Source organism: Bernardetia sp. ABR2-2B, assembly GCF_037126435.1.
Taxonomy (GTDB): Bacteria; Bacteroidota; Bacteroidia; order Cytophagales; family Bernardetiaceae; genus Bernardetia.
In genome coordinates, this window is sequence record NZ_CP147020.1 from 724751 (window position 1) to 737257 (window position 12507).

The 12507-nt window shown below is 32.2% G+C and carries 6 protein-coding genes; 2 read left to right on the top strand and 4 right to left on the bottom strand.

Features of this window, described 5'->3' with window-relative positions; translation table 11 throughout:
- Positions 1-135: 135 nt before the first annotated feature.
- Together WAF17_RS03150 and WAF17_RS03155 are read right to left on the bottom strand one after the other, a co-directional pair.
- The gene (locus WAF17_RS03150; RefSeq protein WP_338766129.1) at positions 136-1011 is read right to left on the bottom strand and encodes a DUF3822 family protein; all 876 of its coding nucleotides are present in this window, start codon (positions 1009-1011) and stop codon (positions 136-138) included.
- A gap of 134 nt (positions 1012-1145) precedes the next feature.
- The gene (locus WAF17_RS03155; protein WP_338766130.1) at positions 1146-2624 is read right to left on the bottom strand and encodes an NAD(P)/FAD-dependent oxidoreductase; all 1479 of its coding nucleotides are present in this window, start codon (positions 2622-2624) and stop codon (positions 1146-1148) included.
- 350 nt (positions 2625-2974) lie between these two features.
- On the opposite strand from WAF17_RS03155, the gene WAF17_RS03160 reads away from it, so the two are divergent.
- Both WAF17_RS03160 and WAF17_RS03165 read left to right on the top strand, forming a co-directional pair.
- Positions 2975-3577: a YfiR family protein gene (locus WAF17_RS03160; RefSeq protein WP_338766131.1), complete on the top strand. Its 603-nt coding sequence runs from the start codon at positions 2975-2977 to the stop codon at positions 3575-3577.
- Between the two features lie 290 nt (positions 3578-3867).
- A complete protein-coding gene (locus tag WAF17_RS03165; protein ID WP_338766133.1) occupies positions 3868-8298 on the top strand; it encodes an MG2 domain-containing protein in 4431 nt (1476 codons plus the stop codon).
- Between the two features lie 258 nt (positions 8299-8556).
- Here the strand turns inward: WAF17_RS03165 and WAF17_RS03170 are convergent, their stop codons facing one another.
- Both WAF17_RS03170 and WAF17_RS03175 read right to left on the bottom strand, forming a co-directional pair.
- The gene (locus WAF17_RS03170; protein ID WP_338766135.1) at positions 8557-11304 is read right to left on the bottom strand and encodes a COR domain-containing protein; all 2748 of its coding nucleotides are present in this window, start codon (positions 11302-11304) and stop codon (positions 8557-8559) included.
- Positions 11305-11444: 140 nt separating this feature from the next.
- Positions 11445-12416, bottom strand: a complete 972-nt coding sequence (locus WAF17_RS03175; protein WP_338766137.1) for a PDDEXK nuclease domain-containing protein — start codon at positions 12414-12416, stop codon at positions 11445-11447.
- Between the last annotated feature and the right edge of the window lie 91 nt (positions 12417-12507).

Genomic DNA, 12507 nt, shown 5'->3' on the forward strand with positions numbered 1-12507 from the left:
TTTTATTTTTTATGTGTCGCCTGTGAGAACACAAGCAACGGCTGTATTTTTTTATATCTCTTTCTGACAGTTTGGAAGCTGACAGCAACCTATTTTATGATTTATTAAAATAAATAATTAAAACTGGTAACTGTATCAAACCGTCTTTACATAATAAAGGCTAAATAAATCAAAATCTTCATGACTCTCTAGCTGGTCAAAATGATAACTAAAACTTAGATGAGCAGGACGAGAAGCAAATTTGACATAAGCATATCTATCCAACAGTTTATAAATTTTACCTTCTTTATTACTCTGTCCGTACAAAACCACTTCTAATTTTTGAGAATTAATTTTTGCATCATCACTTACAGCCAAAATAAAATAAGCTACTTCTTCTGCATTCTTAAACTCAAAACGATTTAGAAAAAGTAAACTCTGCTCATCTAAAACAGCTACAAAAAGTTGATTACCTTCTATAAGTGCATGAACTTGATTTGCCTTATTTTCTTGTAATAAAAGCCCTTCTAAAAAAGCAGCTGATTGATGCACATACGTAATACCCGTTTTTTGATGTGGATATTTTTCTTCTATCCAATCTGAAACCGTTTTGGGCATAGAAAAAAGACAGTTTGTAGAGGCAAGTTGGTGTTCACTAAACTGCACATAGCTTTTAGAAGTATCTAATGTAGTATTGAAACGCAAATAAGAGAGAGCATATTCAGTTCTGAAATATTCATCAGGAACGAAAGTAAACTCTTGTTTTCCCATCATCAGCGTAATTTTTTGCCAATAACCAGCCGATGCAAAGCTGTGTGTATTTACTAAATTACTGAAAGCCTCTAAAAACTGTTCATCTGTTTCTAAAGGAATATCAGCCGTATAGCGTTCATAACACAGACAACGGTCTGATTTAGTATCAAAAACCACCAAACGACATTCAGTAGGCGTAAGGGCAAAACAAAGTTTGTATCTACCTATCTGATCGACTTCAAACTTTTCATCTCGTAAAATTAAATCTTCTTGGAACACGCTGTATTTTTTGTGTTAATGTGATGCGACTAGTTTTTATCCTAACCAATCGAATAGCTAAGAAACTAAAAAAAGTACATTCTTACAAGTCAATCACGAAATAGTTCAGAAAATACCTAATTCATTCATAAATATTATTCATAAACAAGAGCCTCATCTTTCAAAGAACTGTATTTTATGGTCATAATGTCTAAAGGATAATTTTGGTTGAGCTTCCAAGGAATTTTCGAACCTTGTTTTGGTAGAGAATCAATAGAACGCAAAACGTAAGACGAATTAAAATCTAAAATAGGCTCATTCTCAAAAGAATCTTCAAGCTCTTGTTCTAAATGAGGTGTACAAACTTCATAGTTATTTTTTTTCATATGATTAAGCAAACGACACACATAAACACAAGTTAAATCTGTTTTGAGCGTCCACGAAGCATTCGTATAACCAACACAAATTGCCATATTTGGAATATCCGAAAACATCATTCCACGATACATATAATGATTTGGTAGCTTTATTTCTTTATCAGCTTTTTTGATTGTCATTCCACTCATTATATCCAGTTTTAGACCTGTTGCAGTTACTATCAAATCAGCTTCTAGTTCTTTTCCAGAGTTAAGCAAAATACCTTTTGGAGTAAATTTTTCAATTGTATCAGTTACAATTTCTGTCTTTTTCGAATTGATAGAATTAAAAAGGTCGTTATCAGGAACAAGACATAGGCGTTGTTTCCAAGGGTCATATTTTGGAGTAAAATGTGTCTCTACATCATAATTTTTTCCTAATGTTTTGCGAGTTTGTTTTTTGATATATTTTTTGACAAAACTCGGCTTTTTGATAGCTAGTTTATAAAAGAACAAACTAAATAGTACATTTTTCCATCGATTAAATTCATAAGCAATTTTGGAAGGAAGAAGTCGTCTAAAAAAATCAGCAATTTTATCTTTCGAAGGTTGAGAAATAATATAAGAAGGCGAACGTTGCAACATCGTTACTAATTTTGCTTTTTTGGAAAGCTCTGGAACTAGCGTAACAGCAGTAGCACCACTTCCAATAACAACCACTTTTTTATTTTGATATTCAATATCTGAAGTCCACTTTTGAGGATGTACAATTTTTCCTTCAAAATCCTTAAAACCTTCAAAATTAGGCGTGTAACCTTCATTATAATTGTAATATCCACTACACATCAACAGAAAATTACAAGAGTATTTTATCGTTTCTTCTTCTTGTGTTTCTTTATTTTTAGCTGTTGTTTCTATATTCCAAATTTTATTTTTTGAAGACCAATTTGCAGATACTAATTTTCTATTAAACTGTATTTTCTTATCAATCCCTTCGTCAGTAGCTGTCTGACGGATATAATTAAGAATAGAAGAACCGTCTGCAATTGCTTTGGCTTCTTTCCAAGGACGAAAAGCATAACCAAGCGTGTACATATCCGAATCGGAACGAATACCGGGGTAGCGAAACAAATCCCATGTTCCTCCAATGGCTTCACGCATTTCTAAAATAGCATAAGAACGGTCTGGACAGCGATTTTGAATGTAATGAGCAGCTCCAATTCCTGAAAGACCTGCTCCAATGATTAAAACATCGAAATGATTGTTAGTAGTATTCACTTCTCAAAATTTATAGTTGTTAAAATATACAGATAAGGAAAGTACAATTGAACTACTGATAAAGTTATAATTACACTGTTTTTTTTAATTGTAAAGATAGCCGAACTGCTAGATTAAAGATTTATTCACTTCCATAAAAAAGTAAAAATCAGATAATTTTTCATCTCATTCTATATTTTATTTGTAGTAGAAGCGTTTATAGTTTAAATTACAATAGTGATTGCATTAAGATTGAAAATAATTGCATAATTTTGCTATCTATCTTCATTTTTTATTGTCTTATGCTTTGTGTAAAAAGTAGTACATTTTTTGTCTCTTTACCTTTATCTCTACTATTTTAAGTTTATTCGATGTTTATAAAATTACTTCCTCAAAAATTAGATAAAACAGGTTTGATTACCAAATTTCTATCAAAAACTATATGTATTCTTCTACTAAGCATTTTCTTTAGCTTTATTACTTTGCCTTCTAAAGCTCAATATTCAGCCACGAAAGTAAAAATTGCTTTGATTGTTCATTTTATTGAGCATACAACATTTCCTCCTGAGGCTTTCAAGAGCCCAAAAGAAATGATACAAATCGGAATTTTGGGTGATGACCCTTTTGGCGATGAATTAGAATCCTTTCTTATGCACTACAAGATAAATGGACGTGGTTTGCGTGTTCGAAGAAAGAAAAAAGCTTCTGATTTATGGGGTTGTCAAGTGATTTATATCAGCAAATCTGAACAAGGCAAACTTAGTGATATTTTGGATTACTTTAGAAGATACCCAACGCTGACTATCGGAGATAATTTAAAAGGCTTTATCGAACAATGTGGAATCATTAATTTTGTAACCGTAGATAATAAGCCTTACCGTTTCGAACTCAATATTGAAGCTGCACAAAAATCAAATCTTGGCTTAGATGTAGGACTTTTCAGAATGGCAAAACGTATTGTCGCTTGTCCTTAGTTTTATTGTTTAAAAAAATTATTCTATGAAGAAGTATGAAAGTAATGTCAAAGATGAAAGGTTATGAAGACGAGGATTGTTATATTTCGTTGTATCCCAATAACTATTAGAAGTAGTTTTATAATTAGCACAAAGATTACCACTTTGTGCTTTTTTTATCTCCTTAATTTTTAATTTCTCTAAAAATTATGGAATTTCTAATCATACTGCATCTTAATAGAAAAACAACGAGGTAAATCACTTACCTTTCATAAAATTTCACTAATTTACCCATTATTATTACATCAATTATGCAACTAAAATTTTTTCGTATGTGGCACTTACTGGCAGGCGCAGCTCTAACAGCAGGCGCAGTTACTCTTTGGGGGTTTCGTTCAAAAACAGGGGACGAATGGCTCAAAAAACTAACTGAAATAAATACTACTTTTCAAGATAAATACAGCTCTGAAAGAGTGTATTTACATTTAGACAAGCCTTTTTACAAGCCTTCCGAAACGATTTGGTTTCAAGCCTATGTTCAAGATGAAACTACTTTAGAGCCTTCAAAAAGAAGTGATATTCTGCACGTCGAATTCATTGACCCAAAAGGAAATGTAGCCAAAAAACTTCAACTTATTTTAGAAGAAGGAACGGCTTCTGGAGAATTTGATTTAGGAGAAGATGCAGCAGGAGGACTTTATAAAATAAAAGCCTATACAAAATGGCAAGAAAATTTTGTAATAGAAGATAAAACAGTAAAAGACCAAAATGGTAATCCACTTATTTTTGAGAAAGAAATAACAGTTCAGAAAGTAGTTTTGCCACGCCTCAAAATGAAATTAGACTTTCAGAAAGATGCTTACGGTGCAGGAGATGAAGTAAAAGCAGATTTGGATTTACAAAGCCTAACAAACGAGCCTTTAGCAGAAAAAGATATTGATTTTGTAGTAAGTCTAAAAGGAAAAGTTATTTCAAAAGCAAAATCAAAGACAGACGACAAAGGAAAAACAACTATTTCTTTCGAACTTCCTAAAAAGCTAGACACAGCCGACGGACTTCTCAATGTTTTGCTTTCTCATAACGGACAAACGGAATCTATTTCTCGTTCTATTCCACTTGCCAATACTGTATTTGATTTGCAGTTTTTTCCAGAAGGAGGAGATATTTTAGCAAATACAGAATCAAATGTAGCTTTTTGGTGTAAAGATGAGTTTGGAAAACCTGCTGATGTGCAAGGAATTATTATAAACTCTAAAGGAAAAGAAGTTGGTAATTTTTCGTCATTTCATAAAGGAATGGGAAATTTTGAATTTGAAGCCAAAGAAGATGAAACTTATACAGCCAAAATTACAAGTCCAAAAGGAGTAGAAACGACTTACAAATTACCTGAAACGGTAGAAGTAGGTTATGGATTGAAACTAAACTTTCCTGTTTCAAAATCTGATAAAGAAAAAACGTATGATACTTCAAATCTAAAATTTTCTATTTATTCGCCTGTTATAGAAGAAGTATTTTTAGTAGGCAAACTGCGTGGAGAAATTATTTTTTCAAAGAAACTTTCTGTCAAAAAAGGAGAGAATACAATCAATATTCCAACAGATGAAATGCCTATTGGAGTAGCTAATTTTACACTTTTTGATTCTAAAAAAATAGAAAGAGCTGAGCGTTTAGTCTTCTTAAACACAGACAAACAGCTTAATATTTCTGTAAAATCAAACAAAGATAAATACCAACCTCGTGAAAAAGTTACTTTAGATATAAAAGTTACCGACCATAGAGGAATTCCGATGCCAGCAAATTTGTCGCTTTCGGTTGTTGATGATAAATTACTTTCTTTTGCTGATGACAAGTCTAGTCATATTCTTTCACACCTTTTACTAGAAGCTGACCTAAAAGGAGAAGTAAAAGAACCACGTTTTTATTTTGACGATAAAGAAGAAAAATCTGCACAAGCTAGAGATTTACTGATGCTTACACATGGTTGGAGAAAATTTACATGGGAGCAAATTCAAAAATCGTCTATCACTCTAAAATATAATGCAGAAAAAGCAATTATTGCAGGTTATGTAAAAACTGAAAACGGAAAGTCAGCTAAAAATGTAAAAGTAGAAATTCAGGGAAAAGATATTTCTACCAAAACAGATAATAAAGGCTATTTTGAATTTACAAACTACAAACTCTATGAACCTATTACTTTAAAAGTTTCTAATAACTCTAAAACAATATCTCAGACTCAATATGTTACAGCCTATTCTCAAAATTATTCAATTCAGTTGTATGATGTAAAGAAGATGATGAAGCGTAGAAATGCTTTAGGAGCAGCTCCTATGATGGCAATGCAAGAAATGAGAGCAGGTGGAGCAGTAGAGGAAGATGCAGTATTTGAGGATAAAATCGTAATGGCTGAAATGCCAAAAGATGAAATGATAGTAGAAAATAACCCTATCATTGAAGAAGAAAAGGAAGAATTAATGGCAGAAGTAGTAGTAGGTGGATTACGACTTGATGATGAGGAATTTGGAGAGTTTGAAGGTTTTTTCAAAGATGAAAGAAAAGAACAAAAACCAAACCTTCCAATAATAACTTATCATCGTGCTAGAGTTTTTCCTGTTGTTGATTATTCTAAAAAACAAGGCGACACAGAAACTAAAACTGTATCAAGAACTGATTTTAGAAGTACCATTTTTTGGAGTGGAAATATAAAAGTTGATGCAAAAGGAAAATCACAAGTAGAGTTTTATATGTCTGACGAAATTACTGCGTTTCGTGCTGTTTGTGAAGGAATTGCATCTGATGGAGGAATTGGAAGAACGGAAACTGTTTTTTATACACAATTACCTTTTAGTTTAGATACAAAATTGCCTTTGTATATGTCTATGGGAGATAAAATTTCTATTCCTTTAATGTTACAAAACAACACTAAAAAAGAAGTTAGTGGTACAGTTTCGGCAGATTATCCTTCTTCTTGGATTCCTGTTTCGGAAAGCAAATGGAAAAACAGAATTACATTGCAGCCTAAAGAAACAAAGGTGGTAAATATGGATTTCTTGATTGAAAATGAAGCTGGGAAAGGCAAATTTATAGTTCAGTTTGTAGGACAAGGAGGAATACAAGACCGTTTTGAGCAAGAAGTTGAAGTGTTTGCAAAAGGTTTTCCTGCTGCTATTGCTTTATCTGGAGAAAGTCAAGACAAAACCTATTCTTTCGAAATTGCAAGCCCTGTAATGGGAACAAGTAAGGCTACTTTTACGGCTTTTCCTTCTGTTTTGGACGACCTTTTGGCAGGAATTGAATCAATCTTGAGAGAACCGTATGGTTGTTTCGAGCAAATATCATCTTCTACTTATCCAAATCTTTTGGTAATGGATTATCTTTCTATCCAAAAAGATTTGAATACAGAACAACAAGCAGCCTTAGAAAAAGCAACAGCCTTGACAGAAAAGGGTTACAAACGTTTGATTTCTTTTGAGTCTAAAGACAAAGGTTACGAATGGTTTGGGGCAAATCCTGCTCACGAAGCTCTAACAGCGTATGGTTTGATGGAGTTTAAGGATATGCAAGATGTTACTGGAAATTTAGTGGATGAGCAAATGCTAACAAGAACGACTAACTGGCTCATGGAACGCAAAGATGGAAAAGGTGGTTTTAAACGCAATCCACAAGCATTAGACGCTTTTGGTGGCGCAGATGAAGACATCACAAATGCTTATATTACCTATTCACTTTCGGAAGCAGGTTTTAAAGACATAAAAGACGAGGCAGAAGCTGCTTATCAAAATGCCATAAAATCAGAAGACCCATATTTGATTGGACTTGTAGTAAATACACTTCAAAATTTGAATGATAAACGTTCTGAAAAATTACTTGAAACGCTTATTTCACTTCAAAAAGAAACAGGGCAATGGGAAGGAACAAAACATTCCATTACTCGCTCCACAGGACAAGGACTGACAGCAGAAACGACTTCTTTAGCTTTACTTGCAATTATGAAATCAGAGAAGAAACGAATGAATATTCTTCAAAATGGAGTAAAATATTTAGTAGGTTCTCGTTCGCCTTATGGTGGTTTTGGAAATACACAAAGTACCGTTTTGGCTCTCAAATCTTTGACGGCTTATGCGAAATATGCACAAAGAACCCCTGAAAGTGGTGATATTGATATTTATGTAAATGGAAAGAAAATCACTACGGCGCATTACGAAGCAGGTCAGCAAAATGCTATCGAAGTAGAAAATTTAGGTAAGCATTTGAAGGCAGGTAAAAATACAGTTCGTATCAATTATGTAGGTGTAAAAGAGCCTTTACCTTATACATTTTCGGCAGAATGGTTTACAGATTTGCCAAAAAGTAGTGATAAATGCAGCGTAAAGCTAGAAACTTCACTTGCAGAAAGTAAAGTAAAAATAGGCGAAACAGTTAGACTTACGACTACTTTAGAAAACAAAACAAAGGAAGGTTTGCCAATGACAATAGCGATTGTAGGCTTACCAGGTGGACTTTCTGCACAGCCTTGGCAACTCAAAGAACTCATAGAGAAAAACAAAGTTGATTTTTATGAGATTCGTGAGCATAGTGTAATATTTTATTACCGTCAGATGACTCCAAACGAGAAAAAAGTCATAAACCTTGATTTGAAGGCAGACTTAGCAGGAGAATACGAAGGAGCAGCTTCTTCGGCTTATCTTTATTATACTTCTGAATTTAAGGATTGGCAAAAAGGTGTTTCTGTTGTTAGTGAATAATGATAAAAACAATAGATAAAATAAAAATGGCTACTTATACGCAATAAGTAGTCATTTTTTTTATACTAATAATAAAGGTTATCACGGTTATTTTTGTATAACAATAGACTGTTGGATAGGATAAAATACTACTTTTTATGTTCAGACAGGATGTCTGAACTACCTTAATACAACCTGATAAGGTTTAATAATAAAAATTATATTTTCACTATTTTCCTTTCATTCCTCAATGACGAGGTAGTCTCGTTAATGGTTGAGTCACTTCAAATTATCCACAGCATCATCAATATTTTTTGCTAGTTTTTTAAAGTATTTATTTAATAATCTAGCTTGGGGTTTTGGGACATCTGCTAAATCTTCAAAAGGCATTAAATCATTGATTTCATTCAAATCTGTAACATCATATTCGTTTTTGTATGTTTTGAAAAGCTGCATTTTCTTCAATGTTTCATTATTAGTGAAACTACAATCCCTCAATAAAATAGGAACAATCAAATACTTCTCATTCTTTTGTTTGTCAAGCATTATTGTCAATTCCTCTCCTGTACAATATTCAGAAGCCAAAAAGTCTGGACTTACTAATAAAATTCCAATAGTAGATTCATTCAATGCTTTTTGTATTTTTTCGTTCCAATCGTCGCCTACTTTAAGTTCTATATCAGACCAAATAGTTTCGTAATCATTTTTTGCTCCTTGCAAATAAACTTTCAAACGGTTTTCCATAGTTTGGCGTAACCCTCTGTCATAACTACAATAGGAAATAAATATTTTCAATGGTTTCTTTTCATTCATAACTCCAGTATTTTTCTTTTGATTAGCTTCTTTGATAAGTGAGCTTTCATCTTGCTCACTCTCTTCTGAAAAATGACTTTTTCTACTGTCTGTTTTTTGAGGTTCTGAAAGTCTAAATTTTTCAGCAAAATCTTTTACTTCAACTTTTTTGTTGTTCAATGTTCTGACAAATTGATTACCATCTTCAATCTGTGGCATTAGCTTTTTTCTATCTACAAACTCCTCTCCATCAAGCGAATAAAAAAACGCTACACTTTCAGAAGGCTTAGTTTGCGAACCTTCATCTAAAATTTTGTTGAGTTCTTTTAGCACAGCTTCCAAAAGCTCAAATTTACTAGCAGAAATAGTAACTTCTTTCTTTTCTCTATCAAAAACAACCAATGCTTGACCTTCAAACGTATCACTAAAAATACGTATTCCATCTCTCCACATATCAGTTGCATTACTCAAACGCCCCAAACGACTCAAAAAACGCTCTGCAATTCCCTTATGAAAAAATTGAGGTTTGTACGTTATATAAAAACTGTCTTTGTATATCCATTGCGTATGAGAAATATCTGGTTCTGGTAGATAATGGGGAACAATAAAAGTAGGATTTTCTAAACTCCAATAATATTGCTGTTCCTTACAAAAACAAATTTCAGAACTTACCATAAAATCAATAAAGATTTTAGCTTCTTCCTTAGAATATCCTTTTTCTACCCAAAGTCTTTTTAAACGATTAGAACTTATTTTTCCATTCTTATCTTTTACTAAACCACTCGGTTTTAAGGCTTCATAAATCGCTTCTATTGCCCACGTCTGATTGAGAATAATATTTTTTGAAAGTTTTTCGTCATAATACAAAAAGCCTGTCCGATGCAAAAACAAAAGTACCGTTTCGGCTTCCGATTCTTTTATTTCGTACTTCTCACATTCTTTCAAATACTCTTCTTTTGAAATTTCGTTTTTCTTGTCTTCTTCATTTTCTCTTAATTTCCTTAAATCATCACGCAAATCTGACCATTTTTTAGGAATTTCTGTTTCTACTCTAGCCGATAGCTTTGTTTTGATAGCTTTTCTAATGGCTTCGTTTAGCTCTTCAACTCCTATTTTTTCTTTAGCAGAAAATTCTAAATAACGTGTCGTTATGCTTTGCTTATATTTTGCATCTCTCAAAATATCTATTTGTTCATCTATTTTATCTTGGTCTTTCTCACTTTCTTTATCGCACTGACTATGCACCAAAATTATAGGACTATCAATAGCCAAATCTTGTGCATAATCTAACCAATAATTCAAATCTTGACGGATTTCTTCTTTTTGTTCCTCCGTTTCCAATGTCCAAACAATAATATAAACAGCATCTTTATTCAGAAAAAGACGATGCGTTCCGTGATACACTTCTTGTCCTCCAAAATCCCAAATATTCAATCTTATTTCTTTGTCTTCTTCCAAATCAAAAGGGATATTTTCTTTTATTACAATTCCCTCTGTACGGTCGCTAATAGCTATTTGTATTTCTTTTTCCCAATCACCAGTAGGATTCAAAAAACGATTCAAAAGTGTGCTTTTTCCTACCATTCCATTACCCAAAATGACTACTTTTATTTCTTTGTTTGGAATGAAATCTTGGTTTTGGTAGTAGTTTCTTAGGTCATTCAAACAACCATCTTTGAGGTCTCTCAAACTAAGCCACTCTCCAAAGAGTTCTCTAGGTATTAAAGTTTGCTTAAAACTGTTGTATAATATAAGGTTCTCAATTTTAGGATAATTAATTATCTCTTTTAGTAAAGAAATATCATTGAGATTTGTCTCAGCCAAATTAATTCTTTTAATATTTTCTCCATTTAGTATTTCTAGCTTTTCTAATGGTGTTTGGTTAATGAAAATTCCTTCTAAATTAGGATTGTCAAATGATATATATTTAATTTTGTTATTTCTTAAGTCCACAAACCTAAGATACTTTAACTTTTTCAAGTTTATTTTCTCTATTTTATTTTCACTTAGGTTTAACACTATCAAGTTCTTTAACTCTTCTACTAATGAAAAGTCGCTGAAAGTAGTATTGCGAATATTTAAACCTATAAGTTCATTTTCTTTATTTAGCATATAACTATTTATTCCTGTCATATCTCGTATTACTTCTAGGCTATTTCTCTCTTTTAATTCAATAGAACATTTCTGTTCCAAAAACAAAATTACATCAGGTTTATTTACTTCTTTATTATCCATTAACTGTATTTTTAGATTTTTTGTAAGCTAATAAAGAACGCAACTATTTTTATAAAAACAAAATGGTTTTTGGTGTTTTTTATTGGTAAAGTAACCGTCGTTTAGGCTTTTAGCCGTAAACGAGGTTTTAGCTTTTAAGATTACTCATTCTCAAAAAGCTCGTGAAGTTTTTGTCGTAATAGTTTTTTGTCTAAAAGTTTGGTTTCGTATTCAGACACCAGCGTGGGCGAAAGATTGCGACTTAGGGCATATTCTACTACTTCGCTGTCTTTTGTTTTGCAAAGAATAATACCTACACTTGGGTTTTCGTGGTCTTTTTTTACATCTCTGTCTAAGGCTTCCAAATAGAAATTCATTTTTCCTAAATATTCAGGTTTGAAGTCTGTAATTTTGAGTTCTATCGCTACCAAACAACGCAGTTCTCTATGAAAGAAAAGCAAATCAATATAAAAATCTTGATTTCCTACCTGTATTTTGTATTCTTCATCAAGAAGTAAAAAATCCTTTCCAAACTCCAATACAAATTTTTTGAGGTTTTTGAGAATAGATTTTTGTAAGTCGTATTCAGAAAAATTATCTTTCAGATTAAGAAATTCTACTACATAATTATCCAAAAAAACTTCCTTTATGCGTGGATAAAGTTGCTCTGCTGTAAGGCTACTTTGTGTATTGCTCAACATTGCTCTTTCGTAATAAGCACTATCAATTTGTCTTTCTAGTTCTCGTTTGCTGTACCGTTCTTGCAAACATTTTTTGAGATAAAACTCTTTTTCTTCTACTGTTTTTGTCTTGGATAAAATAAGTAAATTGTTTGTCCAGCTAATTTCTCGTACCAGTGGTGCGAGTTTTTTATTTTGATAATATTCTTCATAAAACTGCTTCATTCTCCACAAATTACTTGCAGTAAATCCTCTCAAATTGGGTTCTTTTTCTGAAATATAATTGGCTAGTTCTTTTACTGCACTTTTGCCCCATTCTGTACGCTTGGTTTTGAGATAAATATATTCTCCGACTTTCCAATACAATCCTACTAAAGCCTTGTTTATGATAGAATAGGTTTGGTTTTTAGATTGTGAAATTAAATGTATTACTTCTTCAAAGTCTTTTTTCATTGTCTTCTTTTTGTTTTTATTTCTCTATTCAAGAACGGTGTTTTTTGAGAAAAAACAAAATGGTTTTTTCAACCGTCGTTGAGATTTTGTC

Coding starts and splice junctions, on each gene's coding strand:
- WAF17_RS03160 (WP_338766131.1), top strand. CDS start 2,975: ATGTTTATAAAATTACTTCCTCAAAAATTAGATAAAACAGGTTTGATT.
- WAF17_RS03165 (WP_338766133.1), top strand. CDS start 3,868: ATGCAACTAAAATTTTTTCGTATGTGGCACTTACTGGCAGGCGCAGCT.
- WAF17_RS03170 (WP_338766135.1), bottom strand. CDS start 11,304: ATGGATAATAAAGAAGTAAATAAACCTGATGTAATTTTGTTTTTGGAA.
- WAF17_RS03175 (WP_338766137.1), bottom strand. CDS start 12,416: ATGAAAAAAGACTTTGAAGAAGTAATACATTTAATTTCACAATCTAAA.